29 protein-coding genes are annotated in these 26,560 nt (G+C 48.1%); 18 read left to right on the top strand and 11 right to left on the bottom strand.

From position 1 onward, the window contains the following. Positions 1-6: 6 nt before the first annotated feature. The 8 genes from FPE01S_RS20605 (at position 7) to FPE01S_RS20570 (ending at position 6,493) form a co-directional block, all read left to right on the top strand. Positions 7-816 carry a UbiA family prenyltransferase gene (locus tag FPE01S_RS20605; RefSeq protein ID WP_169749199.1) on the top strand — a complete coding sequence of 270 codons (810 nt, stop codon included), beginning with the start codon at positions 7-9 and terminating at the stop codon, positions 814-816. Further along, positions 809-1,894: a type III polyketide synthase gene (locus FPE01S_RS20600; protein WP_046370974.1), complete on the top strand. Its 1,086-nt coding sequence runs from the start codon at positions 809-811 to the stop codon at positions 1,892-1,894. Before FPE01S_RS20605 ends, FPE01S_RS20600 begins: the two co-directional genes overlap by 8 nt. Beyond that, positions 1,891-2,583 carry a methyltransferase domain-containing protein gene (locus FPE01S_RS20595; RefSeq protein WP_046370973.1) on the top strand — a complete coding sequence of 231 codons (693 nt, stop codon included), beginning with the start codon at positions 1,891-1,893 and terminating at the stop codon, positions 2,581-2,583. The genes FPE01S_RS20600 and FPE01S_RS20595 overlap by 4 nt, the downstream gene beginning before the upstream one ends. Then, positions 2,580-3,719, top strand: coding sequence for an NAD(P)/FAD-dependent oxidoreductase (locus FPE01S_RS20590; protein WP_046370972.1), 1,140 nt, complete (start codon positions 2,580-2,582; stop codon positions 3,717-3,719). Before FPE01S_RS20595 ends, FPE01S_RS20590 begins: the two co-directional genes overlap by 4 nt. Next, positions 3,709-4,608: a DUF5723 family protein gene (locus tag FPE01S_RS20585; RefSeq protein WP_046370971.1), complete on the top strand. Its 900-nt coding sequence runs from the start codon at positions 3,709-3,711 to the stop codon at positions 4,606-4,608. Before FPE01S_RS20590 ends, FPE01S_RS20585 begins: the two co-directional genes overlap by 11 nt. A gap of 113 nt (positions 4,609-4,721) precedes the next feature. Further along, on the top strand, positions 4,722-5,546 hold the full coding sequence (locus FPE01S_RS26275) for a GbsR/MarR family transcriptional regulator (protein WP_245624036.1): 825 nt from the start codon (positions 4,722-4,724) through the stop codon (positions 5,544-5,546). Positions 5,547-5,551: 5 nt separating this feature from the next. Further along, positions 5,552-5,920 carry a CoA-binding protein gene (locus FPE01S_RS20575; RefSeq protein ID WP_046370970.1) on the top strand — a complete coding sequence of 123 codons (369 nt, stop codon included), beginning with the start codon at positions 5,552-5,554 and terminating at the stop codon, positions 5,918-5,920. 99 nt (positions 5,921-6,019) lie between these two features. Continuing rightward, a complete protein-coding gene (locus FPE01S_RS20570; RefSeq protein ID WP_046370969.1) occupies positions 6,020-6,493 on the top strand; it encodes a ribonuclease H-like YkuK family protein in 474 nt (157 codons plus the stop codon). Here FPE01S_RS20570 and FPE01S_RS20565 read toward each other — a convergent pair. Then, the gene (locus FPE01S_RS20565; protein ID WP_046370968.1) at positions 6,490-6,939 is read right to left on the bottom strand and encodes a hypothetical protein; all 450 of its coding nucleotides are present in this window, start codon (positions 6,937-6,939) and stop codon (positions 6,490-6,492) included. The two genes, FPE01S_RS20570 and FPE01S_RS20565, sit on opposite strands and share 4 nt — an antisense overlap. A gap of 23 nt (positions 6,940-6,962) precedes the next feature. Next, a complete protein-coding gene (gene yihA, locus FPE01S_RS20560) occupies positions 6,963-7,589 on the bottom strand; it encodes a ribosome biogenesis GTP-binding protein YihA/YsxC (protein WP_046370967.1) in 627 nt (208 codons plus the stop codon). An 86-nt stretch (positions 7,590-7,675) separates the two neighbouring features. On the opposite strand from yihA, the gene FPE01S_RS20555 reads away from it, so the two are divergent. After that, complete coding sequence (locus FPE01S_RS20555) at positions 7,676-9,331, top strand: pyruvate dehydrogenase complex dihydrolipoamide acetyltransferase (RefSeq protein WP_245624035.1); 1,656 nt, start codon at positions 7,676-7,678, stop codon at positions 9,329-9,331. A 16-nt stretch (positions 9,332-9,347) separates the two neighbouring features. Here FPE01S_RS20555 and FPE01S_RS25180 read toward each other — a convergent pair whose 3' ends face one another. The 6 genes from FPE01S_RS25180 to FPE01S_RS20525 all read right to left on the bottom strand — a co-directional run bounded on the left by FPE01S_RS25180 (position 9,348) and on the right by FPE01S_RS20525 (position 16,476). After that, positions 9,348-10,829 (bottom strand): glycosyltransferase, encoded by a 1,482-nt coding sequence (locus FPE01S_RS25180; RefSeq protein ID WP_052956062.1) that lies wholly within the window; start codon positions 10,827-10,829, stop codon positions 9,348-9,350. A gap of 150 nt (positions 10,830-10,979) precedes the next feature. Next, the gene (locus FPE01S_RS20545; RefSeq protein ID WP_046370965.1) at positions 10,980-11,753 is read right to left on the bottom strand and encodes a rhomboid family intramembrane serine protease; all 774 of its coding nucleotides are present in this window, start codon (positions 11,751-11,753) and stop codon (positions 10,980-10,982) included. A 62-nt stretch (positions 11,754-11,815) separates the two neighbouring features. Next, on the bottom strand, positions 11,816-12,550 hold the full coding sequence (porT, locus tag FPE01S_RS20540; protein ID WP_052956061.1) for a type IX secretion/gliding motility protein PorT/SprT: 735 nt from the start codon (positions 12,548-12,550) through the stop codon (positions 11,816-11,818). A 108-nt stretch (positions 12,551-12,658) separates the two neighbouring features. Beyond that, the gene (ubiE, locus tag FPE01S_RS20535) at positions 12,659-13,420 is read right to left on the bottom strand and encodes a bifunctional demethylmenaquinone methyltransferase/2-methoxy-6-polyprenyl-1,4-benzoquinol methylase UbiE (protein ID WP_046370964.1); all 762 of its coding nucleotides are present in this window, start codon (positions 13,418-13,420) and stop codon (positions 12,659-12,661) included. 52 nt (positions 13,421-13,472) lie between these two features. Further along, the gene (locus FPE01S_RS20530; protein WP_046370963.1) at positions 13,473-15,293 is read right to left on the bottom strand and encodes a DNA polymerase III subunit gamma/tau; all 1,821 of its coding nucleotides are present in this window, start codon (positions 15,291-15,293) and stop codon (positions 13,473-13,475) included. Positions 15,294-15,318: 25 nt separating this feature from the next. Further along, positions 15,319-16,476 (bottom strand): hypothetical protein, encoded by a 1,158-nt coding sequence (locus FPE01S_RS20525; RefSeq protein WP_046370962.1) that lies wholly within the window; start codon positions 16,474-16,476, stop codon positions 15,319-15,321. 111 nt (positions 16,477-16,587) lie between these two features. Between FPE01S_RS20525 and FPE01S_RS20520 the strand changes: the two genes are divergently transcribed. Genes FPE01S_RS20520 through FPE01S_RS20510 form a run of 3 tightly spaced genes read left to right on the top strand, consistent with a single transcriptional unit; the run spans position 16,588 to position 17,527 of the window. Next, entirely contained in the window at positions 16,588-16,800 is a 213-nt protein-coding gene (locus tag FPE01S_RS20520; protein ID WP_052956060.1) for a YtxH domain-containing protein, read from the top strand. A 9-nt stretch (positions 16,801-16,809) separates the two neighbouring features. Continuing rightward, positions 16,810-17,193 carry a phage holin family protein gene (locus tag FPE01S_RS20515; RefSeq protein WP_046370961.1) on the top strand — a complete coding sequence of 128 codons (384 nt, stop codon included), beginning with the start codon at positions 16,810-16,812 and terminating at the stop codon, positions 17,191-17,193. Continuing rightward, positions 17,168-17,527 (top strand): hypothetical protein, encoded by a 360-nt coding sequence (locus FPE01S_RS20510; RefSeq protein ID WP_046370960.1) that lies wholly within the window; start codon positions 17,168-17,170, stop codon positions 17,525-17,527. Before FPE01S_RS20515 ends, FPE01S_RS20510 begins: the two co-directional genes overlap by 26 nt. Here FPE01S_RS20510 and FPE01S_RS20505 read toward each other — a convergent pair whose 3' ends face one another. Next, positions 17,528-19,129, bottom strand: coding sequence for a L,D-transpeptidase family protein (locus FPE01S_RS20505; RefSeq protein WP_046370959.1), 1,602 nt, complete (start codon positions 19,127-19,129; stop codon positions 17,528-17,530). Between the two features lie 85 nt (positions 19,130-19,214). On the opposite strand from FPE01S_RS20505, the gene atpD reads away from it, so the two are divergent. Further along, a complete protein-coding gene (atpD, locus tag FPE01S_RS20500) occupies positions 19,215-20,711 on the top strand; it encodes a F0F1 ATP synthase subunit beta (RefSeq protein ID WP_046370958.1) in 1,497 nt (498 codons plus the stop codon). A 10-nt stretch (positions 20,712-20,721) separates the two neighbouring features. Next, positions 20,722-20,985, top strand: a complete 264-nt coding sequence (gene atpC, locus FPE01S_RS20495) for an ATP synthase F1 subunit epsilon (RefSeq protein ID WP_046370957.1) — start codon at positions 20,722-20,724, stop codon at positions 20,983-20,985. Positions 20,986-21,236: 251 nt separating this feature from the next. Here atpC and FPE01S_RS20490 read toward each other — a convergent pair whose 3' ends face one another. After that, on the bottom strand, positions 21,237-21,794 hold the full coding sequence (locus FPE01S_RS20490) for a YqgE/AlgH family protein (protein ID WP_046370956.1): 558 nt from the start codon (positions 21,792-21,794) through the stop codon (positions 21,237-21,239). A 169-nt stretch (positions 21,795-21,963) separates the two neighbouring features. Between FPE01S_RS20490 and FPE01S_RS20480 the strand changes: the two genes are divergently transcribed. Next, the gene (locus FPE01S_RS20480; protein WP_046370954.1) at positions 21,964-23,307 is read left to right on the top strand and encodes a sensor histidine kinase; all 1,344 of its coding nucleotides are present in this window, start codon (positions 21,964-21,966) and stop codon (positions 23,305-23,307) included. Here FPE01S_RS20480 and FPE01S_RS20475 read toward each other — a convergent pair. Beyond that, the gene (locus FPE01S_RS20475; protein WP_046370953.1) at positions 23,304-24,563 is read right to left on the bottom strand and encodes an S-adenosylmethionine:tRNA ribosyltransferase-isomerase; all 1,260 of its coding nucleotides are present in this window, start codon (positions 24,561-24,563) and stop codon (positions 23,304-23,306) included. The genes FPE01S_RS20480 and FPE01S_RS20475 overlap by 4 nt on opposite strands. Positions 24,564-24,785: 222 nt before the next feature. Here FPE01S_RS20475 and mraZ point away from each other — a divergent pair, with 222 nt between their 5' ends. From mraZ to FPE01S_RS20460, 3 genes are read left to right on the top strand one after another with little or no spacing between them, the layout of a single operon-like run. After that, positions 24,786-25,247 carry a division/cell wall cluster transcriptional repressor MraZ gene (mraZ, locus tag FPE01S_RS20470; protein WP_046370952.1) on the top strand — a complete coding sequence of 154 codons (462 nt, stop codon included), beginning with the start codon at positions 24,786-24,788 and terminating at the stop codon, positions 25,245-25,247. Next, a complete protein-coding gene (gene rsmH / locus FPE01S_RS20465) occupies positions 25,247-26,176 on the top strand; it encodes a 16S rRNA (cytosine(1402)-N(4))-methyltransferase RsmH (RefSeq protein WP_046370951.1) in 930 nt (309 codons plus the stop codon). Before mraZ ends, rsmH begins: the two co-directional genes overlap by 1 nt. A gap of 33 nt (positions 26,177-26,209) precedes the next feature. Further along, the gene (locus FPE01S_RS20460; RefSeq protein ID WP_046370950.1) at positions 26,210-26,545 is read left to right on the top strand and encodes an FtsL-like putative cell division protein; all 336 of its coding nucleotides are present in this window, start codon (positions 26,210-26,212) and stop codon (positions 26,543-26,545) included. Positions 26,546-26,560: the final 15 nt, after the last annotated feature.

Below are 26,560 nucleotides of genomic sequence, written 5' to 3'. Positions count from 1 at the left end.
TTTCTTTTGCCAGTTTTTTTGTTCGCTGTCAGCCAGACAGTTTATACGGATTGGCGGAGCACTCTTCTTGCCGGTATTATCCTTCATCTGCTTGTTTATCCTGCCAGTAACGGATTTAATGGATACTCAGACCGGGATACATCAGCTGTCGGGGGCATCAGGAATCCGCTTCAACCGACAACGGAATTGCTTACTGTCGTAAACATTATGGACCTCCTGGCCATAGGGCTTTCTTTTCTGATAACACCCTGGTTTGCCCTTGGTGTTCTCCTGTATATCATGGCCTCCAGATTATACAGCAGCAGGCTGACAAGAATAAAGCGGTTCCCGGTTGGCGGTTTTCTGCTGGTCATTATTTGCCAGGGCGCGCTGGTCTATGCGCTCTCTTACCACGCAGCACACCTGCATCATTCCCTTAATCCTTCCCTTACGGGTTGTGTCGCCAGTACATTGCTCATCGGGGGAGCCTATCCGCTTACCCAGGTTTACCAGCACGAGCAGGATAAACAGGATAACGTTCATTCGATCAGCAGGTTACTGGGGATCAAAGCAACCTTTCTTTTTTCCGGGGCGTTATTTAGTTTGGCATTCCTGGCACTTGGATTGCATTTTGCTTTGCAACTGGAACTGACACGATACCTGTTACTGCTGTTGTTTTTTCTTCCTGTGCTGATTTATTTCACAAAATGGGCGGCGGCAGTCTGGAAGGATCCAGGGGCGGCTGATTTTGATCACCTGATGCGCATGAACCTGATTTCGTCGATATGTTCCAATGCAGGGTTTCTCTTTATTTTAATATTGAAGCTCCTTGACTAAAATAATTTCAATAGGTACGGCCGTCCCCGGGTATAAACACCAGCAAATGGATATCCGCCATTTTATGGAAGGTGTATTTGCCCTTGACCCGGTTGAAAGAAGAAAGCTTGCCTACCTGTATCAGCATTCGGGTATAGACAACCGTTATTCAGTGATACCGGATTATAGTTTGCCGCCGGCTGCCTGGCAATTTTATTCACCTGAGGAATCACTGGAACCTTTTCCCGATATCTCGAAAAGGATGGATTGGTACAAACGGTATGCTGCCGGTCTCTCTGTGGCAGCTATCAACAATTGTCTGCAGGATCAGTGCCTCCGCCAGGAATGCGTTACGCACCTGATTACAGTAAGTTGCACCGGCATGAGCGCCCCTGGTCTGGATGTTGAACTGGTCGAACTACTGGGATTCCCCCGGTCCACAAAGCGATCTTCCATTAATTTCATGGGATGTTACGCTGCGATACATGCGTTACGCCAGGGTGATCAGATATGCAGGGCCGAACGTGATGCGAGGGTGCTGATCGTATGCACTGAATTGTGCACACTTCATTTTCAGAAAACACCCAGTCCGGATAATATTGCTGCTTCATTGCTGTTTGGTGACGGATCGGCTGCGGTACTGCTGGGAAACGGTGAAGGCGGCCTGGCAACGATCAGGGATTTCTACGCTGAATTTCTTCCTTCAGGGAAAAAAGATATGTGTTGGGAGATCACCCCTTACGGATTTGCCATGACTTTAAGTGGTTACATTCCGGAACTTATCCGTGCTGATTTTCGTCCTCTGGTCGATAGGGCGCTGGAGAATGCCGGATGGGTTGCCGCCCAGGTTGACGATTGGTGTATTCATCCCGGCGGAAAACGGATACTGCAGGCTGTAGCGCATTGCCTTGACCTTCCTGATGCGCAGCTTGAAGATGCATATGGTGTACTGCGCGAATTTGGAAATATGTCAAGCCCGACAGTCCTTTTTGTGTTGTCGCGGATGCTTGCCAAAGGCACTGGCGGAAAAACATTGATGGCAGCATTTGGCCCTGGCTTGTGCATTGAAACCTGCTGCCTGGAGGCTGTTGTGTCATGAAATGGGATAACCGCTCACGGGCAAGTGAATTGCTCGATTTGCCGGGTGTTCCGTTTGAGGCCATCAGGCAGAATCTCATCGAACTGAAAACGATCAATCACCTGCTCGGTGGTCACAGGCTGAACATCCAGGCAGTAGCAGCTCTGGTAAAAAGCAGGCCCGGATTTTCAATTTGTGAAATTGGCAGTGGTGGTGGCGATAATCTTGCATCTATTAGAAGCTGGGCAACTTCAAATGGTAAATCCATAACGACGACTGGCATTGACCTTAATGGCGAGTGCATCCGGTATGCAAGGGAAAACGATCCCGGTACCCGATACCTACACAGTGATTACAGGCAGGTCACATTTTCTGAAAAGCCTGATATTATTTTTTCCTCCCTGTTTTGCCATCACTTTTCTGATGATGAATTGGTGGCACAGCTAAAGTGGATGAAGGAGTATTGCAACATCGGATTTTTTATCAATGACCTCCATAGACATCCGGTTGCTTATTATTCGATTAAATGGATCACAGCGCTCCTTTCCCGCTCCGTACTCGTGAAAAATGACGCACCGCTGTCTGTGCTCAGAGGATTCAGGAGGGAGGAATGGGTGAGGTTGTTGCGTAAAGCGGGCATTGATGATTACCAGATTCGTTGGGCATGGGCCTTCCGGTGGAGTATTCTGGCAGAAGTGAACCAGCAATGAAGCAGGTTACGACATATGATGTTATTGTAGCTGGCGGTGGTCTGGCTGGCCTGTCTGCAGCGATCCTGCTGGGTCGCCAGGGATATCAGGTAATGTTGATTGAAAAAAACTTCTATCCGGTTCAACGCGTATGCGGAGAATATATCGGTGAAGAAAGCCGCGATTTTCTTATGCATTTGGGATGTGAATTCCCGGACCCGGAGTTTCCGAAAATCCGCAACCTTCAGGTGAGCGCTCCTGATGGCAGTTTTCTGTTTGCTCCATTAAATCCCGGCGGGTTTGGTGCCAGCAGGTATGGGCTGGATGCCAGACTTGCGGGGTTGGCCCGATCTGCCGGCGTCGAAATCCTGGAAGGGCACAAGGTGGATGATATAACCTTTGAAAGTAATCAGCACCATGTTTTTGTAGGTAAACAGGTATTTGCCTGCCAGGTGGCCCTTGGCTGCTTTGGAAAAAGAAGCAACCTGGATGTCCGCTGGAAAAGGAGTTTTATTGGCGGGAAGCCACATAAACTGAATAACTATATCGGCATCAAGTATCATATCCGGTGCGACTTACCTGCAGACAGGATAGCGCTTCACAATTTTCAGGATGGCTATTGCGGTATTTCAGCTGTTGAAGGAGGGGAGTATTGTCTTTGCTATATGACGAGTGCGGCTAACCTTGGACTTTGCAATAACAGCATCTCTGCGATGGAACAGGAGATTCTTTGCAGGAATCCGCACCTTGCCCGGATCTGGAAAACTGCAACATTTGTAAGTGCCAATCCGGTGAGTATCTCTCAGATTTCATTTTCACCCAAAAAAAGCGTCGAATCGCATGTGCTGATGGCAGGCGATTCAGCAGGCATGATATCGCCGCTTTGCGGTAACGGGATGAGCATGGCTCTACGGGCAGGAAAGATGGCTGCGGGTGCGGCAGATGGTTTTTTAAGGGGACAATTGTCACGGGCTTCAATGGAAAACGTTTATAGCCGCCAATGGGCGCGAAATTTTTCTTCCAGGCTGCGTGCGGGAAGAATTATTCAGCGTTTTTTTGGTGACCCGGCCCTTACCCGGCTGCTGGTCGGTACTGCTAAAAAAGTTCCGATGCTTACGCAATTTTTGATTCGCCAAACCCATGGCAATGCGTATTGAGGCAGTGGCAGCGTTATTGACGGCATGCCTGCTATCCGGTTCCGGTATGGTTGCACAGCAGTACAATGCAGTACAAGGTTATAATTATGCAGGCTCGCTGGGCGCTGGATCAAATCCGGCTGCAATTGTCAATACGCCTTATCCCTGGGATGTTACAATTGCCGGATTGCAGGTGCAGTACCAGACCAATGCAGTCAGGATACTGGACTACTCTCTGATAGGATCTCCGGCCCGGTCAAAATTTCAGGTTATTGGCGGGGAGTTTGCGCGATTTGGGTGTTCGGTCAGCAATGCAAACATTTTCAACACGCGGATTGCCTGGGGCCGCAAGCGGGCTGTAGCTTTCGGGGCGAACATCCGCACATTTTCCGACATCAAGACCTCTGAATACAGTTACAAAGACACCGTCAGTTCAATCGGGTCATATGTTGAACTGAACAGGCAAAACGGTCCTTTCACCGGCGAACTCAGGAACAGCAGTATTCTTGAACTATTTGCCAGTTATGGTCAGACTATTGTGGACAGGGCCGGTTACAGGCTGAATGCCGGCGTAACGGTGAAGATCAACCGGGGAATCAGCGGCTTTCGCGCTGACGTGGATGATGTTGATATGGTAACCATAAATTCCGGGGATCAGACAGACTACCTGCTGAACCAGGGTGGTTTCACCTACAGCTACTCGTCGAATTATGATCGGTGGAATGATCAGGTTAGCGATAAAAACAATATCAGCGAGTTCCTGAAAGCCACAAAAACGGGCTTTTCGTTCGGCATTGGTGTGGAGCTGCTTGTTAAGTCCGGCATTAGTTCCGGTATGGAAGATGAGGAGGCGTATTATGACTATGACTGGAAAATCGGCGTATCACTGATGGATATGGGGACCCTGTAAAAAGCCTTGCTGATTTTACGGATTCGCTCAGTTCAGTCATCCCCACGACATTTCCGGACGAAGTTTTCCGGATCTTTTATCCTGCAAGGCTGGTAATTAATGTTGATTACTGGATGGGCGGACAGTTTTTTCTGAATGCCGACCTGAGTTTGAACCTGACTCCGCTGTTGGGTAAATCTGAGCTTTATTCCAGGGGCATTGGCCTGTTCCGGGTCACCCCCCGCTGGGAGACAAGAACCTGGGGTGTTTATTTGCCGCTGCAATGCAATTACAATAACCAGTTCTGGCTGGGACTTGCTGGAAAAGCAGGCCCGTTGCTGGTTGGATTTCATAATCTGGGGAATATTTTCAGTTCCAGTAAAATGGCAAACGGAGGTGGTTATTCCGTATTAATTTTTCAGTATTTATTGAAAAATGATACATTCAGTCTCATGAAACTAGAAGAAGCAAGGCAACAGTTTATTCAGTCGTGGGGTGCGTTTGCTACCCAATGGGGTATTAATAAAACCATGGCGCAGATTCATGCGTTATTACTGGTGTCGGCTGATGCGATGAGCCAGGATGATGTGATGGAAGCATTAACTATCAGTCGCGGAAATGTCAATATGAATATCCGGGAGTTGATTAACTGGGGGCTGGTATACCGGGTAGTGATACCCGGTGAACGTAAAGAATTTTTTACGGCGGAAAAGGATATCTGGAAGGTAGCCAGGCAGATTGTGAAGGAACGGAAGAAAAGAGAGCTGGAGCCGCTGATGATGATGCTGGGTACTTTTGAAAATGTTGAATGTGACAAGCGGAATCCGGAACATAAAGCATTTATTGATGCTGTCTCCGGCATTAGGAAATTCGCAACACAGGCTGACAGAACGATGGAACAGATGATCAGGGCCGAAGAAAGTTGGTTTTGGGGCAATCTTGTTAAACTGTTGAAATAAAATGTATGGCAGAAAAGAAAAAGACGCTCGTATTGGGGGCATCGGATAATCCTTCCCGTTATAGTTTTCTGGCGGTTAATAAGCTAATAGCAAATGGCCACCCGGTTGAAGCGATTGGCCGGCGGCCTGCCACAGTTGCCGGGGTGGCGATTGGAACTGAAAAAAAGCCATTGGAAGCAGTCGACACAGTTACGCTTTATCTTTCCCCGACCCATCAGAAGGAGTATTACGATTATATCCTGCAACTGAAGCCCAAACGGATTATTTTCAATCCGGGTGCTGAAAATGAAGAGCTTGCAGACCTTGCCCGCGAAAACCAGATTTATCCCCAGGAGGCCTGTACCCTTGTATTGCTAAGTACCGGCCAGTACTAGCCGAAATCTTATTCACGGTTGTGGAAATTAAAAAATCGCTAACATGGCCGTCCTGCGCATTAAATGGAGTTTTTCGGTAACTTACGAAAACCCATTTTTATGTTATGGAGAAAATTTAATGGCGATCCGATCGATCTTCCGATCAGAGACGCCGTAGAAAGAGCCATCAGGCGGGAAACTGCCAATGGCTACCACCTCAAAGTTTGCATCGGAACTGATTCGCAGGTAAAAGGTGCTGAAACAGAATTTGCCACGGTTATTGTTTTTCTCAGGGAAGGCCACGGGGGCTTTATGTTCATTCACAATGAAAAGACGCGCCAGAAATACAGCATTAAGGAAAGGATGCTGGTTGAAGTAGCGCGCAGCATTGAAATTGCCTACGAATTGTGCCAGTTATTTACTGAGTATAATGTTGATATGGAAGTGCACGCCGACATCAACACCAACCCGCATTTCAAAAGTAATGATGCACTGAAGGAGGCGATGGGCTACATCCTCGGAATGGGCTTTGCGTTTAAGGCCAAGCCCGAAGCCTTTGCCAGCAGCAGTTGCGCCAACAAGGTAGTGAACTAGGCCTTCTTGTAGAAAACGTAGATCGTTGCCTTTGGATTTGCCTCAAATTTTACGGGGCGGGTATCCCCATCGCCGCCATTGAAGTTTCTCGTCCGGAACCGAAGCCGGGACACCGCTGCTGTTCCTACCCGTCCCAGGTTATCCGGTTTGGCAGAATATTGTTTCAACAAAACACTGTCCGGTGTCATCAGGTGCGCCCGCTGTGTAACAGCCTGATTATTCGGATTTTGATACACATAAACGACAAGGTAGTTGGTTTGCTTATTCACATTAATGGCTCCGGCGTTGGTCTCTTCAAAAGTGATCAGGTATTGATAGCCATTCTTAAACGCAGCCGCTTTTACAGCGTCACCGGCAGTTTTACTGTCTGCCGTATAACCACCATACTGACCCCGGGAAACAGTGATGCCACCAAATAAGGCGAGAAGAACAAAAAATAGTCTCATATGCATTTATTGTGATATGAAATCTACTGAAAATTGGCGTTTGATTCATCAATCATTTGCAAGAGTTTCTCGCGACCCTGTCCTTTTGTAGCGCTGGTGACTACATGAGCCGGTAAAAACTGCCACGTTTTCCGCATTTCATTCAGAAAGTCCTTCACATTTTTGGCCACAGTCTTCTGATTTTCCTTATCTGCTTTCGTAAATACCAGTGTAAAAGGGATTTCCCATTCGCCCAGGCTGTTTACAAAGTCGATATCAATATCCTGGGGGCTGTGCCGGCTGTCTATAAGCACAAACACCGCCATCAGGTTACTGCGGTTTCTCAGGTAATTTTCAATCATTTTTGCCCAGCTTTTCCGCTGACTGATGGACACTTTAGCGAATCCGTAACCGGGCAGATCCACCAGGTACCACTGCTGTTCCTGCTTTCCCTCGCTTTTGGCACTGCTGATGGTGAAGTGGTTGATCATTTGCGTTTTACCCGGCGAACCTGAGGTTTTGGCAAGTTTCTGATTTCGGGTGAGCATATTGATCAGGGAAGATTTTCCCACGTTGCTTCTTCCGATAAAGGCGTATTCCGGACGATCGGGCGAAGGACACTTTTCCCAATCGGGACTGCTGACCAGGTAGGCCGCTTTCTTGATGTGCATGGAACAAAGATAAAATTGCCTTAATTTCGGCCTCTCATTATCTCAAAAAAACAAAATACCCATACCAGATGGCCGAAGCGATTTTGATGCCTCGATTGAGTGATACCATGACCGAAGGGGTCATTGCAGCCTGGCATAAAAAGGTAGGAGATCCTGTTAAGAAGGGAGAGTTACTTGCAGAAGTAGAGACAGACAAAGCGACTATGGATCTGGAAAGTTATAAAGACGGCACCCTGTTGCATATAGGTGTGGAAAAGGGCGGAAAACTCCAGGTAAATGACCTGCTGGCGATCATTGGTAACCCCGGTGAAGATATCAGCAGCCTGGTTTCTTCTGGTGGAGCAGCTGCAACCACGGCGCCTGCTGCAGAACAAAAACCAGCACCTGCCGCCACGCCTGCACCCGCCCAGGCACCTGCGCCTGCCGCCACTGCCGCTCCTGCACAGGGGAGCAGCCTGGATCTTTCCAAAATGGAAGAAGTAATCCTGATGCCCCGTCTGAGTGATACCATGACGGAAGGGGTGATTGCTGCCTGGCATAAAAAGGTTGGCGATAAGGTTAGTAAAGGTGATCTGCTGGCTGAGGTGGAAACCGACAAAGCCACGATGGACCTGGAAAGCTATAAAACCGGCACATTATTGTATATCGGTGCGAACCAGGGCGATAAGGTTCCGGTTAACGCATTGCTTTGTGTAATTGGTGAGGCCGGTAAAGTGGACATCGAGGCGATTAAAGCGGCTGCCTCCGGCGGCAGCGTCGCAGCTGCCCCCGTTGCCGAAGCTGCCCCCGCTGCGGCTTCCGGCGGTACAGCAGAGGCTGTTGTTGAAGCCCCTGCAGAAGGAAATGGTCGTATCAAAGCCAGTCCGCTTGCTAAAAAGCTTGCTGCCGAAAAAGGGATTAGTCTTAGTCAGGTTCAGGGTTCCGGCGATGGAGGCCGCATCGTTAAGTCAGATGTGGAAGGTTTCCAGCCATCAAAAGCCGCGGCAGTTCCCGCTGCAGCCACAGCTTCTGCTTCCAGCGCCTCAACGCCTGCTGCTGTTTCAAAAGCTCCTGCTGGTGAAGTAAGCTTTGAAGACAGGCCAGTATCTCAAATGCGTAAAGTGATTGCCCGCCGCCTGGCTGAGAGCAAATTCACCGCACCGCATTTTTACCTGACCATGTCCATCGATATGGATAAGGCAGTTGCGAGCCGCGGACAAATCAACGAAACAGCTCCGGTCAAAATATCTTTTAATGACATGGTGCTGAAGGCTGTAGCGCTTGCCCTGAAAAAGCATCCGGCTGTGAACAGCAGTTGGCTGGGCGATACCATTCGCACCAACCATCATGTGAACATCGGTGTTGCTGTAGCTGTGGAAGACGGTCTTCTGGTTCCTGTGGTGCGTTTTGCCGATACCAAGGGCCTTGCACAGATTGCGACTGAAGTAAAAGATTTTGCAGGTCGGGCCAAATCCAAAAAACTACAACCATCTGACTGGGAAGGAAGCACGTTTACCATCAGTAACCTTGGAATGTTTGGGATAGACGAATTCACTGCCATCATCAATCCGCCCGATAGCTGTATTCTGGCAATTGGCGCTATTCAACAAATACCCGTTGTGAAAAACGGCCAGGTGGTTCCGGGAAATGTCATGAAAGTTACACTCAGCTGCGATCACCGCGTAGTGGACGGAGCAACCGGCTCAGCTTTCCTGCAGACAGTGAAAAGTTTGCTGGAAGAACCATTGCGCATGTTGGTCTGACAGAAATAAACAGAACTTAATTCAGACAGGGCGCTGCGGATGAGTCATCCGGCAGCGCCTTTTTAATGAAAGTTTTCCACCCGACCCAGGCCATTACACCTACCGCTGTAAGCATCACGGCCGGAAGCACCACAGATGCCGGCCTGATAGGCTTTCTGAATGCGTTCATCCCGTTGGTCTTCTTTTGTCCAGGCAACACATTTTCGAGGTGGGCAAGATCTCCGTCTTCAATCAGTACACCGATCCCCGCTGCGTCTATACATGCCCGGTCATTCCTGTTGGCCGTAACATAGATGATGTTGTCCGTGCGAAGGTTATATCGTTCCTGTATATGCGAGAAGACCTGTTGCTTGCCATAGGTGCCGATATCGTTCCCACGGGTGAAAAATGGATTGAATTCAATTTCGCCGGTGGCGATGCCCTCACTTAACACCAGGGTATTGCAAACTACAAAATCAAAGCCCAGAACATTCTTCAGATGGTTTGCCACGCAGGAAAACTGCTCAGTGATCAAGCCCACGCTATACCCTCTTTTTTTGAGGTCATATATGAGTTCGCGAATGCCCGGCACCAATGGAATATCGTCGGCGATCTCCAGCAGCGTAGGTAAACTGGTTCCTGCAAACAGGGAGGCGACTGCAGAAAGCTTTTCAGGAGTGGTTTGATAAAGTTTCTCTATTGCTTCATATCCTTCTGCCAGACCCAGCGTTCGTGAAGCAGTTTGGCCGAAATGGCCGTCGAGTACGAGGTGGTTCATCTCGAGCAATACCATTTTTTCCATTTTATCAATTGATTCCAACACTGCAGATTCCATCTGCCGGTTGATCAGGTCGATATGGCCAAGTGTCTGCAGGCTTTGCGCATCAGCTTTATTAAGGATGGTACGGGTAACCTGCTTGCTCATCTTTCCAAGATTTTCGAGCGATTGCATGGCATTCTGAACCCGGCCGATATTGACCTGCCTGATACGAGCTTTCATTCTGTGTACATCGATCAGCAGGCCCACATCCACGCCATAATCATTTTCAAAAGTCACTTTCTCCAAAAATGACTTTTTCGCTGCGATCATTCCACTGAGCGGCTGTTCCAGGTTGCCCAATTCGGGGAAAAGAATGCTCAGAAGGGGCTTTGCTACAAGCTGCGTCACTCTCCCCGCCTGGCGTTTAAATGTTGATTTGACAAAGTCAGCCTCGCCGGAAAGGATCGGATTGGCCAGCAGGTCGACCACATCAGGTGGATAGGTAATGATGTCGCCATCCAGGTATACAACGGTTTCGAATTTGGCAGCCAACAGCCCCTCCCGCATGGAAAGTCCTTTACCACGGCGGCTGGATGTGATGATTCGGACATTCTCTTTGCGTGCTTCCGCAATTGTGTTGTCGGTAGAATTGTCATCTACTAAAATAACTTCAAGCGGAAGGCTGCTTTGACGGATGATGCGGATCACTTTCCGGATGGTGGCACCTTCGTTCAGTACCGGTATGATGACAGAAACCATGGGTAAATTTTTTCGATGTGGTGTTTTTTAAAGGTATGGGCAATTGCGAGAAAATCGGGCCGTAAGCCTAATCTTAAGACTTTTTAATAGAAATTTCATCAACGAAGTATAGAAAATAACGTGCCGGATATGCGCTCTAATCAATGAAAATCAATAGCGTCGAGATATCCATTGCGTTCGGTGGGGCGGGGGTTGGGGTTCGCCGCGGTCGAAAAGTTTAACCAGCAGCAGGCCGGCTGCAAATCCTCCGATATGAGCGGCATAAGCAACACCATCGGCTTCTCCGGCAATGGCCCCAAAACCACTGACCAGTTGCAGCACAATCCACATCCCGAGGGCGATCCAGCTGGGGATGGCGATAATGAGCCATCCGAGCAGTGCATTTACCCGCCTGTTGGGGTAAAGTAGTAAATAACCGCCCAATACACCTGAAATGGCACCGGATGCGCCCAGGCTGGGAACCAGGGGATCCGCACCAGTATAAGCAGTAAAGAGAACGTGACTTAGCGATGCAATAATACCACAGAGCAGGTAAAAAAGCAGGTAACGCATATGACCCAGGCGGTTTTCCAGGTTATCTCCAAAAATCCACAGGTATAACATATTTCCGGCCAGGTGCCCGAACCCCCCATGCATAAACATTGATGTCAGGATCGTCCCGTAAACAGGAATTGGTGTTGGCTGCAGGCCAGGTACCTGGAAGCTTTGCCCGGAGGCCAGGTCACGGATTACTTTCCCGTCAGTGATGATATCGGTATTGTTCAGGATTTCAGCCGGAACGGTAGAGAAGGCATAGGTGAATGCAATGTTGGCACCCATTCCCTGAAGGAATATAAATACCAATACATTGATCAGAATGATCGCCCAGGTTATGTAAGGAGTGATGTGCCGGTCGCTGTTATCGTCGCTGATAGGAAATAGCATAATTGCTGCAATACATCAATTTAAGCATTGCGTCTCAATCCATAAAATATTTCAGCAATATATCAGCCTTCGAATATCAGGGAGAAGATGATCTGGCGGCTTTGGATCTTATCGATCACATTGGAAAATTTGAGGTTCGGATCGCGCGCATGAACATTACTGATACCGTTGCTGATTTTGATCTCGGGAGAAAGAATAAACATTTTGTTGTAGAAATTGAATCCGATACCAGCCTCTATCCCGAAATCTGACTTTTTGAGCTTCACAAATTTGTCGGCGTTACGCGCGTTGGCCTTTGAAGAAAGATCGGTTTCAAATTTAACGCCTCCCATCATGTATACGCGGAAATTGCCGATGCGGTCAGACTTTAATTTCAGCTGAATGGGAACACCCAACAAAATGGACTCTACCTGCTGGTCCATTACCGGAGTTTCTTCATTTCCCGCATCCGGGTATTTCAGGTGGTAATTGATGGACTTATTTACAAACAACAGCTGCGGGAAGACTACCCTGGCTTCAAACCGGTTGCTGATGCGGAATGTGTGCATGCCGCCGATACCAAAACCAAAACTATTGTTAGGGTTACTTACCAGCACGCTGTCAGATTGCAGAAAAGTGGGGTGCTGATTGATCTGGAACCGGTTCATGGTTCCCATTACAACAATTCCTATGTGATACCATTTGTCATCATTATCGGGAAGGTTGATGGATTCCCTTAACTGGCCAAATGCGGTTATCCCAAAGGTTGAGAAACAACAGATCAACAAAAAGAAACGCGCCTTCTTCAGTAATTGCATAAGTAAATGTGGTCCAATAGCGTATTTTTTATCAGCTTGAATTATTGATTAAAGCGCATTATTAACAAATAAACGGCCAAAAAGGCAAATAATTGCCAGTAGCCTGGTTTATAACAGGTTTTTGGGTTTATAGCCCGTATAGAGCGTGCTTATGCACCAGCTTAATGGCTTGAACCGGCTATCTGAAAACCCGGCACCGCTGATGATTTCCTGAAGGGCTTCTCCCTCAGGGAACGCCTTGACGGAATCATTCAGATACCGGTATGCTTCCCGGTTCCGGGAAATAATGCTGCCTATCCCTGGCGTTATGCGATTCATATACCATTGGTACAACTTGCTGAAGACAGCACGTCGAGGTTTCGAAAATTCAAGTATGACCAGCTTTCCTCCAGGTTTTAATACCCGTTGCATTTCCTTCAAACCCCGGGGCAGGTTTTCGAAATTCCGTACCCCAAATGCTACCATAACGGCATCAAAGCTGTTGTCTTCAAATGGAAGGTTCTCTGCGTCTGCCTGCAATAACCGGATACGATCCTGCAGTCCGGCACGGGAGACTTTTTTCCTTCCCAGTTCGAGCATGCCTCCAGAGATGTCTATGCCTGTAATGCTTTGTGGCTGAAGGTATTTCATGGCCATCAGTGACAGGTCAGCTGTACCTGTTGCTACATCAAGTATGTGTTGTGGGTTGATCTCTTTCAGCGAAGCGATGGCTTTACGGCGCCAATAGATGTCAATGCCACCGCTTAGAAACCGGTTCAGGAAATCGTACCGGAAAGCGATCCGGTCAAACATTTCCGCAACTTGTTGTTTCTTGGTCAGCTGTCCTTCACCAAAAGGAGTAATACTGTCGTGGGGCAATGAATTGCTCATGGTGCGCAAAGGTAACCAAGTCTGTTGAGGTTTTACGGCAGAACCTGTTATCTCAATAATCCAGTTCCAGCCGCAGACGATCTTTCAGGTCTTTGATCAAAGGAAATTGTTCAGTCAGTTGCTGGAAACGCTCTCTGCTGTTCAGGGGGACCTCGATTTTGATTTGCAGATCTTCACGCGCTTCAATAATCACCTGAAAGTTCAGGTAACGGTTAACAAACCGCTGCTGCAGGAATTCGCTCAGGGGAAGGCGTTCTCCGTCAATGAATTTCTGTTGCAGGTTATTGGGAGTAATAATGGTGAATTGCTGGTCGTTCTCCACCTGAAGCACTGCCAACTCAAAGCTTTGAACTGCAGGATTCTTATTGTTGCGCAACATTGCAACGAATTCCTGCCATGCAGCCTGGAGCCCCTCGGTAGTCAGCGGGATGGCCGTCTGCGTTTTTTGTTCCTGTGAAGCTGAACTCACCTGTTGCCGTAAATGTTGCAGGGACTTTAATTTTCCTCCACCCGGTTTTTGCTTTGTTGCCATCAGCTTTTCATCTACCAGCAATACTGCTCCGCCGGGTTCGGTTACTGGGGCTGCCGGTGGAACAGCAGGCGCTGCCATCTGCCTGGCGACAGGTTCTATTCTTTCCGTTTCAGGGGCAGGGGCAACATGAGGTTTGGCCGGTTGTGCTGTTTTAGCAGCCGGTTGTACGATCGGAGAAAGAATACGAAAATTCATGGGCCTGACATCCGTGGTATTCTGCCGGCTGGCACCGCCTGCAAGTTCAACCGCCTGTTGAAGATAACATAAGCGGATAAGCGTGAGCTCTACATGAAGCTTCTTGTTGCGGGCCGATTTATACTGGATCTCAGCTTCAGACAAAATATTGAGTGCGCTGACGAGGTAGCCTGCACTTATGCGTTGCGCAGTTTTTTCGTATTGCGGACGAAAGCTTTCGACAACTTCCATCAATGCGGCAACCCTGCTGTCTTTACACAGCAATAGGTTTCTGAGGAATTCTGCAAACCCGTTCAATACAAGATCTCCTTCAAATCCTTTCCTGTTGATATCATCATACAATAGCATGGCGCCGGAAAGGTCCTGACCCAGCATGCAGTCCATCAGTTTGAAATAGTAGGCAGCGTCAAGGATGTTCAGATGTTCCAGCGTATTTCCATAGGAAAGTTCGCCGTTGGTGAAGCTGACAATTTTGTCCAGGATACTAAGCGCATCGCGCATACAACCTTCACTTTTCTGGGCGATCACCTGTAAGGCCGCTTTTTCCGCCTGAATGTGTTCCTTCTCACAGATCTCTTCCAGATGCCCAACCGTATCCGCAGTCGTGATGCGCTTGAAATCAAAAATCTGACAGCGGGACAGGATTGTCGGAAGTATCTTGTGTTTTTCTGTAGTCGCCAGGATGAAAATGGCATAATGTGGCGGCTCTTCCAGTGTTTTAAGGAAGGCATTGAAGGCACTGGTACTAAGCATGTGCACCTCATCCACGATATATACCTTGTATTTGCCGGCCTGGGGTGCGAACCGTACCTGTTCTACCAATGCCCTGATATCATCCACAGAGTTATTGCTTGCAGCATCCAGTTCATGAATATTCATCGAACTGCCTTCATTAAAGGATATGCATGAATGGCACTTGTTACAGGCTTCCCCGTCGGCTGATGGATTTTCGCAATTGATTGTTTTCGCCAGGATCCGGGCACAGGTCGTTTTACCTACTCCCCGTGGACCGCAAAACAGGAAAGCATGCGCCAGTTGCTGGTTCCGGATAGCGTTTTTCAGCGTTGTGGTGATATGAGACTGACCCACTACGGTGGAGAAATTCTGCGGACGGTACTTTCTGGCGGATACGATGAACTGTTCCATGGCGGCTAAATTAGTGAAATTTTACTCAGAGGAAGGGATGGCGCTGAAAGGGGGTGCCGGGGTCAAAAAACTTCCTGTACGTTGTTAATATCCTGCTTTTGTTAGGAGTCAGCTTTTCAGCAACAGCTACCATTTTGGGATTGAAATCCCCGATCCATTGCATTTCATAATCCTGGTAATGCATCTGGTGAAGTTGTCTGGAAGTTTCCCCGATGATATAGCTGTCCACACCTTTTGCCTGGTATTCAGGCACCACGCCAAACACAACACCAACAACCCGGTTATTGGTCCGTGTCTTTTGAAGAAACAGGAACCAGAGCTTACGGAACAGGTCGAATTTGCCATGGAGGAAGCGGAACCATTGGTTGAGATCGGGCAGATTTATGAAAATCGCAATGGGTTGTTCCTGGTAATAGGCGAACCACACAATTTTCTCGTCCATTACCGGTTTCATTGCCCGGAATATCTTTTTACATTGCTGCAGGCTCATTTCTTTGTTTCCCGCATGTTTCGCCCATGCTTTGTTGTAAACTTCACAGAAATCCCCGGCGTATTTGTCAAGCTGTGCCTTATCTATATGGCGAGCCGAATAGTTGGGATCGGTTGCGAGGGCCTGATGGCGCTGGAGTACTTTGGCATTGAGCGGGGCCAGGGGGTCCATTCCGAAACAAAACTGGTGATAGAAAACCTGGAAGCCGTAGTGCCGGAAAAGTGTATTGTAATAGGGAGGATTGTAGTTCATGCAATAAAGGGGCGACTGGAAGCCTTCCGTAACCATTCCCCACCATTTATCCCGCTCGCCAAAATTGATCGGGCCATCCATGCCCGCCATGCCTTTTTCCCGCAGCCAGGCGGCGGCGGTATCCAAAAGCAGGTCGGCGGCAGCCTGGTCATTGATGCATTCGAAAAAGCCCACTCCGCCAACTGGAACACTGTCACCTTTGTTCTTGTACCTGCTGTTCACGAATGCCGCGATCCTGCCGATACATATGTTGCCCTCAGACATCAGCAGCCAGCGGGTCGCACTTCCATTTCGAAAAGCCTTGTTCCTGCGGGTATTAAAAACTTCTTCTATGTCCTTGTCGAGCGGTTGTATCCACTCCGGGATATTTTTGTAGATCATTTTGGGCAGATCGAGAAATTGTCTGATTTCTCTGCTGTCCTTTACTTCCAGTAAGTGCATGCTTTTCCTTTCCTATAAGAGGCAAGTTAAACCGAACCACCTATTTTTTGGAAGGTTTATTTAACTGGTTGGCGTAATTTTAGCTACAGGCTGACTGTAAAAAAATCAAACATGAGTAGTAATTCGAAATTTCTGGCTGGTCTTTTACTCGGAGCTGCCGCCGGTGCAGCTATCGGATACCTGTTAACCACCGAAAAGGGAAAGGAATTTCTGGATGACCTGAAGTCCGCTGCCGCCAGTGCAGGTGATGAAGTGAAATCAGCAATTGAGAAGGGTAAGCAGTGGGCAAATGATTTTGAAGAAAAAACGTCATCCACCACCTGATCATAACAAATGGAACAACAGGAGACCGGATATTTTGAAAGGACAGAGCAATTGGTACGGCGGTACCTGGAAGACCGTGTACTGCTGCTAAAACTGACGGCAACGGAGAAAATTGCGCGGCTGGCTGCTGCGCTGGTAATATTCATGGTTGTTTTGCTTCTGGGCTTTTTTCTCCTGCTGCTGGCAAGCATTCTGGCAGGATACTTTTTTGCCAGGGTGACCGGAAGTATTTTTTACGGGTTCGGGATTGTGACCGGATTCTACCTGATCCTGCTTGTTCTGGTACTGGCGCTGCGCAAGCGATACCTTGATCCGTTCATAACGAACACCGTCGTTCGTATATTCTTTGACAAATCGGAAGATGACAATGGAGAACAAGAAACCCAGGCGTGACCTGTCATATATCAATTCGGTACATGACCTTCAGGCAGAGGAAGCTCTTCTCCGCGCGCGCATAAGAGCACAGGAAGATGAGCTGAAAGTGCATTTGCGGTCGTTACCAAAGGAGGCCTTTAAGGCAGGCGTTGGTAGTGTGGTACAACCGATCCTGAGCAATAAAGCTGCAAGCGTTGCATTGACCGCCGGATCTGCGTTGCTGGGCAATTTCTTCGTGAAAAAGGCGGCGACTACTGTATCCCATGCCGCCTTTAGCTCGATCAAAAAGGCAGGGCTGCTGGCGCTGGGGAATGTCACATTGAAATGGCTGTTTGGGAAAAAGAAGAAGTAATTACCGGAACATCTTTTCCATCATGATTTTATCATGGCCGTATATATCTTCCCGGAAATTCAGATTTCCCTGCCGGTCCACCCAGGCGGTAAAATAACCAATAAAAACAGGCAGTTCCTGTTTTATGGTAACCCATGTTTCACTTCCTTTATGCATTGCGGCATCGATCTTTTCTGATGTCCAGCTCTTCTCGTCACGCAACAGCCAGGCAGCCAGTTTTTTTGGTTCAGCCACACGGATGCATCCATGACTGAAATCACGCTTGGATTCATTGAACAGACTTTTTGAAGGCGTATCGTGGAGATAAATATTGTAACTGTTCGGGAAAAGGAATTTCACCAGTCCCAGGGAGTTTTTTGGTCCTGGCTTCTGCCGCACGTTGCCTCCGTTCCATTCCATGTTGTGGCTGCTGAGGTAATTCTTGTTCCGCTTGATTCCTGGTAATACTTCTTTTTGAAGGATGCCCGGAGGAACGTACCAATAGGGACTAAATACAATGTTTTTCAGATTTCCGGTAAAAATCACAGAATGGTGTGTGGTTGATCCTACCACCACATTCATGTTAAATACCAGGTTGCGTCCTTTTTCGTATACATGAAGCCGGTACTCGGGGATATTGACCAGCAGGTAATCCGTTGCCGGTTCGTCAGGTACCCAGCGCAATCTTTCCATATTGACCAGGATCTGCCGGATCCGGTAATTAATGGGTCTGTTAATTTCCTGGAGTGTAGCGCCACCCACAATACCATCTTCTCTGAGGCCATACCGGTACTGGAATTTCCTGACCGCCGCGGCAAGCGCAGTGTCAAAAAGGGGAACACTGTCCATTTTTCCGAGATCACCGGAAAGGAATAGCCTTCTCTTGAGCTGCAGAACTGCCTGACCCGTATCCCCGATTGTAATTTTCTTTTGAGTGGTAGCCAGATGATCCCATGCTCCCTGTTTTTCGATTTCGTAATAGCGGTTCAGTGCTTCGCGGAGCAGGCCATATTGCCGGTTGACCGGTTCAAGGTGCTTGATGTCCTTGCCCTTGTTGTTGCTGACACTGTCCAGTAATGCCAGGATATCCACTTTCCGACGGGGGATGAACCATCCCAGGTCCGCGCTGTTCAGTTTGAGATTACCCATGTACGCCTTTGCCGCGTACCGGAAGAACTGCCCGGTCAGTTCAAGTTCTATACGTGAGCGAAGGCTGTCCGGGATGGCGCGGGCGCCATAAACCCCCACGGAATCAGCCCATTGCTGCAGGAAGGGATTATAGATGCTGCTGTCGCCACTGAAGGCAATGTAATTGGCCTGAAGGTTCCAGAACAGGTTCGCCTGCTCGGCAATACCTGAGGAGTCGAACCAGGCCAGACTAAAATTGCGCTGGTTATAGAAGTTCCGGTAAAGCTGGCGGCCGGTATCAATAACCTGCCGGTCAGCCAGAAAGTGCTCCAGGTAGCTGCTGTCAATAAATAATGTTGAAAAGGCAGATTTGGTGCTGATGGTTGTATCGCGGCTGATTATCTGTCCGGACGGGCCTTTTGAGGCCTCCTGACAGGACGGCGATAAACCTGTTACCAGCAGAAAAATCAGGAAAATGGACGAGTGTACCTTCATTTTTGGGCTGTTCTCATCCAAAAATAATTAAAACCCTTACCTTTGCGGCAAATTTTGAAAACCACACCTAAAGGGTTCTTCATATATGTCAAAAGGAAAGATCAAACAAATTATCGGTGCTGTACTAGACGTGCAGTTCGACGGAAAACTACCGGAAATCCTTAATGCTCTTGAGATTAAGAGAGAGAATGCGGAGCCACTGGTACTCGAAGTACAGCAACACCTGGGAGAAGACAGCGTTCGTTGTATCGCAATGGACGGTACAGAAGGACTGGTAAGAGGGATGGAAGTTGTTGATATGGGCAAGCCCATTACCATGCCGGTAGGAGAGGGCATCAATGGACGATTGTTCAATGTTACCGGTGACCCGATTGACGGATTGCCCGTTGTAAGTAAGTCCAACGGCCGCTCTATTCACAGCAAACCACCTTTGTTTGAAAATCTGAGTACATCAACTGAAGTACTGTTTACGGGCATCAAGGTAATTGACCTTATCGAACCTTATGCAAAAGGTGGCAAGATCGGCCTGTTCGGTGGTGCCGGTGTGGGTAAAACAGTTCTTATCCAGGAACTGATCAACAACATTGCGAAAGGACATGGAGGGCTTTCCGTATTTGCTGGTGTGGGTGAGCGGACCCGTGAGGGAAATGACCTGATGCGTGAGATGATCGAAGCAGGAATCATGAAATACGGCGAAGCTTTCAAGCACAGCATGGAAGAAGGCGGATGGGATCTCGACAAGGTAAACCTTGAAGAACTGAAAGAGTCTAAAGCCACTTTCGTGTTCGGACAAATGAACGAACCCCCTGGAGCCCGTGCACGCGTGGCACTCAGTGGTCTGACCATCGCCGAATATTTCCGTGATGGTGATGGTACCGGTAAAGGAAAAGACATCCTGTTCTTCGTGGATAATATCTTCCGGTTCACCCAGGCAGGTTCCGAAGTATCCGCCTTGTTGGGCCGTATGCCTTCTGCGGTAGGTTATCAACCGACCCTGGCCACAGAAATGGGCCTTATGCAGGAAAGGATCACTTCTACCCGTCACGGTTCTATTACCTCTGTACAGGCGGTTTACGTTCCGGCGGATGACCTTACTGACCCTGCTCCGGCTACAACCTTCGCTCACCTTGATGCGACAACCGTATTGAGCCGTAAGATTGCTGACCTTGGAATTTACCCTGCCGTGGATCCGCTGGATTCCACTTCCAGAATCCTTTCACCTCAGGTAGTGGGCGACTCCCATTACAATACTGCAAACCGCGTAAAACTGATCCTTCAGCGATACAAGGAACTGCAGGACATTATCGCGATCCTCGGTATGGATGAATTGAGCGACGAAGATAAAATGACGGTTCAGCGTGCAAGGAAAGTGCAGCGTTTCCTGAGCCAACCCTTCCACGTGGCAGAACAGTTCACCGGTCTGAAAGGTGTATTTGTGAGCATTGAAGACACTATTCGTGGCTTTAACATGATCATGGATGGTGAGGTGGATGATTATCCTGAAGCTGCATTCAACCTCGTAGGTACAATCGAAGACGCGATCGAAAAAGGTAAAAAACTCCTGGCCCAGGCGCAGGGATAAGGACAATACTATGAACTTAGAAATATTAACGCCTGAACGGAAATTGTACAGCGGCGAAGTTTACGGAGTTCAGTTACCGGGGGTCGATGGCCTTTTTGAAGTTCTCGAGAAACACGCGCCCTTGGTAAGTGCGCTGAAAGCTGGTCAGTTGAAAGTTCTGAAAAGCAAGTCCTCAGGAGACCATAGCCTGTTTCATATTCAGGGTGGTTTCGTGGAAGTCTTTCATAACAAGGTAACTGTGCTGGTGGAAGGTGCTTCTGCTATAGAAAGCTGATCTGGTACAACCCAACATACTACCGCAACCAGAATTGGTTGCGGTTTTTTTTTGTCTGAACGTGAAACAACGGTAACAAGTACCGTTAAAGCACGCTGGTAAAGCATTGCCCGCTGCGCTAATATTGTATCAGATAAAGGATGGCCGTGCGACTGAACTGTGCTGTAGGAAGTTGTCCTGAAATCGGGAATTGGGGTAGTAGAGGAGCAAAGCCGGACTTCTCAGGAAGTTCCGGCTTTTTGCTGTATTGCTCAGTTCATTTGTGGATCGAGCGGATAATTAACGAGTTGCTGGTAGTCGCCACCTAGTTCAAGTAAGGCATCCTTCCAGATGGCTTCAAGGTTTTTGTGGAAAATGAGCTTACGGCTACCATGAGAAGTGATCCATGACTTTTCGTCCAGTTCGCCTTGTAACTGTCCTTCCGACCAGCCGGAGTAACCTATGAAAAAACGGATTCCTGAAACCTCAATTTCCCCTGCTTTCAGTAGTTCGACCGCAGTTTCAAAATCCCCGCCCCAGAAAATTCCGTCAGTCACTTCAAATCCACCAGGAATTTTTTCGGGATAACGGTGCAGAAAATGGATAGTGTCCAGTTGAACGGGGCCACCATAAAAAACCGTAATGGGCATTCCCTCGGCACTTGCCATAAGCTGATCGAGCGTAAAATCATACCGCCGGTTCAGAACAAAGCCAAAACTACCTTCTTCCTGATGCTCGCAAAGAAACACTACCGTCCTTTTGAAGTTGGGGTCCTTCAGGAAAGGATCGGCTATCAACAACACACCCGCAGCCGGTAATATTTGCGTCATAGCATTAATTTATAGAATATTGAGGAATGCAACAATAAAAGTTTGCAGGATAAAGATGATATTCAGCGTCTGATATTTGACGACCAGGGCTAGATAAACTCCTGTTAATTTGTTAGTTATCATCTGAGCGGTAAGTAAATAATTCAAAACCAAATGTAGTTTTGCCAGAATGAAGAGAATTTTCCCGCTGATCATCTTACTGGTTTCTCTGTCGCTAATCGGAATCATCGTAATTCAGGTATCCTGGTTCCGTTCCATGTTGGTAGTGAAAGAGGATCAGCTTGCGGAAAAAGTAATTAAGGCAATGGCTGTAACCGGGCAGGAATTAATGGAACAGAAAGGCACCCTGCCATCTCTTAAAAACCGTCGCAGCAGACCTAACATCACATGGCCATCTGACCAGCTGATGATGGAACTCATGAAACCTTCCACCATCTCCGAAAAATTTACGACATACGAAGTAGATGAAAAACTTCGAAAAAATTTCAATGCCAACGGACTCAATGATACACGGTATGAATTCGTGATCAGTTCAGATGCAGGCGGCTTTCTCAGCTATGACGAGTTACGTTCCCGTGGATTCGACAGGGTAGTAGAAGATACCATTCGTAACCGCCGATTTGTTTACCTGCTGCAGGTTCCGGCGGGCAGTAATATGGAAGGCCTTGTGCCAGAAGAGGTAATGATGGTGGTGGTACCTAATGTGAAACATATTGTATTCCGTGAACTCCGGTGGATGCTGGCAGGCGCAATCCTTTTCACGATCATTCTGCTTGCGGCATTTTATGTTACTGTCAGTGCTTTGTTGCGTCAGAAAAAGATGAGCGAAATCAAGAATGATTTCATCAACAATATGACGCATGAGTTTAAGACACCTCTCGCGACCATCTCGCTTGCCGTTGATGCCCTTCGAACGGAAAAAGTAGCTAATGACCGGGAAAAAGGAGAATACTTTACCGGCATCATCAAAGAGGAAAATAAACGAATGAACAAGCAGGTGGAGACGATCCTTCAGGCTGCTTTAATGGACCGGCAGGAGATTCAGCTTAATAGAAAACCGGTTCACGTTCATGCAATTCTTGAGCAGGTATTGGAAAATTTTGACCTGCAGCTTCAGAACAAAGGCGGCCATGCGGATATTCAGTTGCAGGCGAAGAACGATGAGATACAGGCAGATGAAGTACATTTTACCAACCTCATCAACAACCTTGTAGACAATGCAGTCAAATATTCCAGGGATAATCTCGTTTTAAAGATCAATACTGTCAATACTTCGAGAGGTATTCAGATCCGCATTGAAGACAATGGGATCGGTATGACCAAAGAAAGTGTCAAACGCATCTTCGAGAAATTTTACCGCGTGCACACGGGAAACCTGCATAACGTAAAAGGATTTGGTCTCGGTCTGAGTTACGTCAAAACTATTGTCGACGCACATCATGGTAAGATCAAAGTAGAAAGCGCCCTGGGTAAAGGGACCAGCTTCATTATTGAAATGCCCGCTTCAGGCTAAAACTGACTGGCTGACTTCCACAAAATCGACCCGTCTCCATAACTCAGAAACCGGTAGTCGGATTTCAATGCATGTTCATATATTTTTTTCCAATCTGCTCCCACCATTGCAGCAACCAGCAGCAGCAATGTTGATTGCGGCTGGTGAAAATTAGTGATCAACGCTTCAACCATACGAACGCGATACCCGGGCGCGATCAGCAAACTTGTCTTGCTGACAATCTTCATGGCTTTTTCTGTTTCCATCCTTTGCAGTAACGCCCGTAATGCGGCTTCAACGGGCATCTGTGATGGCACAGCGCCATCATATGGATCCCACTGATGCACTTCCAGCTGATCGAGGGGCGTATCGGGATCAGCATAAGCCTTACATCCCATCCAGTAAATACTCTCCAGGGTACGCAGCGATGTGGTACCAACGGCGATGACCTTATTTCCTGCATGCAGCAATGTTTCAATGACGTGCTTTTCTACTTCTATCCATTCTGCATGCATCTCATGTCCTTCGATTTTCTCAGCCTTTACAGGTTTGAATGTGCCTGCCCCGACATGCAGGGTGACAAAAGCTGAATTAATATTCTTTTCCGTCAGGCGTTGAAGCAAGTTGGGGGTGAAATGTAATCCCGCAGTCGGCGCCGCCACCGACCCTTCCTCCCGGGCATAGATAGTCTGGTAACGTTCAAGATCACTTTCTGTCGATTCGCGTTTCAGATATGGTGGTATGGGAATAGCGCCGGCGACTTCCAGCACTTCCGCGAAAGCAATATACCCGGGCTCCCAGGTGAATTGGATTACAAAGGTTTCCTGCTCCCGGTGGCTGATGGACGCTTTCAGCATTAAGCTGGTACCATCCGGTAAGGATACGGACTTTTCCAGCACCATTCCAGGCTTCCACTTGGCGGCTCCGCCTACCAGGCAGGTCCAGTTTACTTTTCCGGTCTGCGCAAGAGCAGTAGTCATCTCTGCATAATCACTGGTGGGCTCCAGGCAAAAGACCTCAATTCGCCCGCCGCTGGGCTTCGTAAACACCATTCTCGCCCGAACCACCCGGGTCTGGTTGAATACCAGAAGATATCCCGAAGGAATTTCAGCAGGAAGGTCACGGTATTGTCCGTCACGGATATTTCCCTCACGGAAGACCAACAGTTTACTGGCATCGCGGTCGGAGAGGGGGAAAGAAGCTATCCGGTTGTCGGGCAGCGCATATTGGTACGCTGCAATGGATATTGATTTTGGATGGTTGGGAGCAGACTTCATGAAGGCGTTTTGTGCTATTCACGGGTTATCAACAGTAATTCACATGATATCCACCTTGTTGTGCCATTCTTACTGTGGAGAAAGTGGTAAAACGTAGAACTACGTTGCATTGCATGAAAAAACCCGTTGTGGAAAAAATAAAGGTTCCAAAATTTGTCCCGTTCGTGGGAAAAAGTGTTATTTTGTGGTAATAAATGTCAGTTTTGGGGCGTTTACATATCAATGAAAGGTTTTCTAGGCGAATACGAAGCTACTCTGGACGCCAAAGGGCGCTTTCTTCTCCCGGCAGGGCTCAAAAAGCAAATGCCGGAAGACGCAACCACCTTTGTTGTTAACCGGGGATTCGAAAAGTGCCTTACGCTATATCCGCTGGCAACCTGGGAGCCGATATTCACCGAAATCAGCAAACTGAATGATTTTGACCCCAAAGTTCGTGAATTCAGGAGGTATTTCCTCAACGGAGCAACGGAGATAGAACCGGATAGTGCAGGAAGGATTCTGTTGCCGCCCAACCTGAAAGAACATGCTGGCCTCGATAAAGACATCGTTTTGGTATCGGCAGTGAATAAGATAGAAATATGGGATGCCGCCAAATACAAACAGTTCTTTGATTCGTTCTCACCTGATGCTTTCAGTTCGCTGGCGCAGCAGGTGATGACAACTGTAGCAGAAAAGGTTTCCTGATGGCTGCCGCAAATGACATATCAGAAGGCTACCATGTACCGGTACTTTTCCGGGAATCAGTAGAAGCACTGGATATTAAACCTGACGGTATCTACGTGGATTGCACCTTCGGAGGCGGAGGTCATTCCGGCGGTATCCTGGAAAGGCTTGGGCCATCGGGCAGGCTGATCGCTTTTGATCAGGATGCGGATGCCCGGCAAAACCTGCCGGATGACGAGAGGCTCATTTTCATACCACAGAATTTCCGGCATTTGTCCCGGTTCCTGCGGTTGCAGAAAATTGCCGCTGTAGATGGCCTGCTTGCCGATCTGGGTGTAAGCAGTCATCAGTTCGATGAAGCTGAACGCGGGTTTTCCATAAGATTCGATGCAGCACTCGACATGCGCATGGATCACCGGTCGACCCTTACGGCAAAAGACATCATCGCCGGTTATTCCGAAGAAGCATTGCATAAGCTGTTTGAGCGGTACGGGGAAGTGACCAATGCCAAAACGCTGGCCAAGACCATCGTTCAGCAGCGGGAAAAAATGCAGGTTACCACGATCAGTCAGTTCAAAGCGATGCTGCAACCGGTAGTGAAAGGGAACCCGAACAAATATTTCGCCCAGGTCTTCCAGGCACTTCGCATAGAAGTGAATGACGAACTCGGCGCACTGAAAGAGTTGTTGTTACAGTTGCCTTCAGTGTTGAAGCCCGGCGGCAGGGCGGCTATCATCACCTTCCATTCACTGGAAGACAGGCTCGTGAAGAATTTCTTTAAGGATGGATTACTGGAACAGGAAGTTGATGTCAATCCTTTTGAAAGTGTGAGCCGCGAGAAGCCGCTACAGGTAATTACTAAAAAACCAATTCTTCCCTCACAGGAAGAAATGAAAATAAATCCAAGGGCACGCAGCGCCAAGCTTCGTGTTGCAGCAAAGAAGTTGTGAAATGTTAATGTCCTATTGAACTACCAAAATACTATGGAACAGCCTGGTAAAATACAAGGAAAGCGTTTCAGGTTCACCAATCACCTGGTGGTGAAAAACCTTCCCTTCCTGTTGTTCCTCAGTGTACTGGCAGTGTTGTATATCTATAACGGCCATTACTCCGATAAGATTATCAAATCCATCAGTAGGACAAACAGGGAATTGCGCGAACTGGAATATGAGTTCAAGACAATGAAAAGTGAAGTGATGTTCCGCAGCAAACAGACTGAACTGGCGCATGCCGTTGAGCCCCTGGGATTAAAAGAACTGGTTACACCACCAATGATTCTGGTGGATAGTACCCTCACTGCGGAAAGCGATAAGAAATGATTTGAATTAAATAAA

It is taken from the genome of Flavihumibacter petaseus NBRC 106054 (assembly GCF_000974785.1).
Taxonomy (GTDB): Bacteria; Bacteroidota; Bacteroidia; order Chitinophagales; family Chitinophagaceae; genus Flavihumibacter; species Flavihumibacter petaseus.
The sequence above is the reverse complement of the archived record's forward strand: the minus strand, read 5'-3'. Positions and strand labels throughout refer to the sequence as shown.

What these genes read in the sequence shown, in the direction of transcription:
- FPE01S_RS20590 (WP_046370972.1), top strand. Translation starts at nt 2,580, where the DNA reads ATGAAGCAGGTTACGACATATGATGTTATTGTAGCTGGCGGTGGTCTG.
- FPE01S_RS20565 (WP_046370968.1), bottom strand. Translation starts at nt 6,939, where the DNA reads ATGAGACTATTTTTTGTTCTTCTCGCCTTATTTGGTGGCATCACTGTT.
- FPE01S_RS20475 (WP_046370953.1), bottom strand. Translation starts at nt 24,563, where the DNA reads ATGAAGTCTGCTCCCAACCATCCAAAATCAATATCCATTGCAGCGTAC.
- FPE01S_RS20530 (WP_046370963.1), bottom strand. Translation starts at nt 15,293, where the DNA reads ATGGAACAGTTCATCGTATCCGCCAGAAAGTACCGTCCGCAGAATTTC.
- FPE01S_RS25180 (WP_052956062.1), bottom strand. Translation starts at nt 10,829, where the DNA reads ATGGTTTCTGTCATCATACCGGTACTGAACGAAGGTGCCACCATCCGG.
- FPE01S_RS20480 (WP_046370954.1), top strand. Translation starts at nt 21,964, where the DNA reads ATGAAGAGAATTTTCCCGCTGATCATCTTACTGGTTTCTCTGTCGCTA.
- FPE01S_RS20520 (WP_052956060.1), top strand. Translation starts at nt 16,588, where the DNA reads ATGAGTAGTAATTCGAAATTTCTGGCTGGTCTTTTACTCGGAGCTGCC.
- FPE01S_RS20505 (WP_046370959.1), bottom strand. Translation starts at nt 19,129, where the DNA reads ATGAAGGTACACTCGTCCATTTTCCTGATTTTTCTGCTGGTAACAGGT.
- FPE01S_RS26275 (WP_245624036.1), top strand. Translation starts at nt 4,722, where the DNA reads ATGGGCGGACAGTTTTTTCTGAATGCCGACCTGAGTTTGAACCTGACT.
- FPE01S_RS20575 (WP_046370970.1), top strand. Translation starts at nt 5,552, where the DNA reads ATGGCAGAAAAGAAAAAGACGCTCGTATTGGGGGCATCGGATAATCCT.
- rsmH (WP_046370951.1), top strand. Translation starts at nt 25,247, where the DNA reads ATGGCTGCCGCAAATGACATATCAGAAGGCTACCATGTACCGGTACTT.
- FPE01S_RS20460 (WP_046370950.1), top strand. Translation starts at nt 26,210, where the DNA reads ATGGAACAGCCTGGTAAAATACAAGGAAAGCGTTTCAGGTTCACCAAT.
- atpC (WP_046370957.1), top strand. Translation starts at nt 20,722, where the DNA reads ATGAACTTAGAAATATTAACGCCTGAACGGAAATTGTACAGCGGCGAA.
- ubiE (WP_046370964.1), bottom strand. Translation starts at nt 13,420, where the DNA reads ATGAGCAATTCATTGCCCCACGACAGTATTACTCCTTTTGGTGAAGGA.
- FPE01S_RS20555 (WP_245624035.1), top strand. Translation starts at nt 7,676, where the DNA reads ATGCCTCGATTGAGTGATACCATGACCGAAGGGGTCATTGCAGCCTGG.
- atpD (WP_046370958.1), top strand. Translation starts at nt 19,215, where the DNA reads ATGTCAAAAGGAAAGATCAAACAAATTATCGGTGCTGTACTAGACGTG.
- mraZ (WP_046370952.1), top strand. Translation starts at nt 24,786, where the DNA reads ATGAAAGGTTTTCTAGGCGAATACGAAGCTACTCTGGACGCCAAAGGG.
- FPE01S_RS20525 (WP_046370962.1), bottom strand. Translation starts at nt 16,476, where the DNA reads ATGCACTTACTGGAAGTAAAGGACAGCAGAGAAATCAGACAATTTCTC.
- FPE01S_RS20510 (WP_046370960.1), top strand. Translation starts at nt 17,168, where the DNA reads ATGGAGAACAAGAAACCCAGGCGTGACCTGTCATATATCAATTCGGTA.
- FPE01S_RS20595 (WP_046370973.1), top strand. Translation starts at nt 1,891, where the DNA reads ATGAAATGGGATAACCGCTCACGGGCAAGTGAATTGCTCGATTTGCCG.
- yihA (WP_046370967.1), bottom strand. Translation starts at nt 7,589, where the DNA reads ATGCACATCAAGAAAGCGGCCTACCTGGTCAGCAGTCCCGATTGGGAA.
- FPE01S_RS20490 (WP_046370956.1), bottom strand. Translation starts at nt 21,794, where the DNA reads ATGACGCAAATATTACCGGCTGCGGGTGTGTTGTTGATAGCCGATCCT.
- FPE01S_RS20585 (WP_046370971.1), top strand. Translation starts at nt 3,709, where the DNA reads ATGCGTATTGAGGCAGTGGCAGCGTTATTGACGGCATGCCTGCTATCC.
- FPE01S_RS20515 (WP_046370961.1), top strand. Translation starts at nt 16,810, where the DNA reads ATGGAACAACAGGAGACCGGATATTTTGAAAGGACAGAGCAATTGGTA.
- FPE01S_RS20545 (WP_046370965.1), bottom strand. Translation starts at nt 11,753, where the DNA reads ATGCTATTTCCTATCAGCGACGATAACAGCGACCGGCACATCACTCCT.
- FPE01S_RS20570 (WP_046370969.1), top strand. Translation starts at nt 6,020, where the DNA reads ATGTTATGGAGAAAATTTAATGGCGATCCGATCGATCTTCCGATCAGA.
- porT (WP_052956061.1), bottom strand. Translation starts at nt 12,550, where the DNA reads ATGCAATTACTGAAGAAGGCGCGTTTCTTTTTGTTGATCTGTTGTTTC.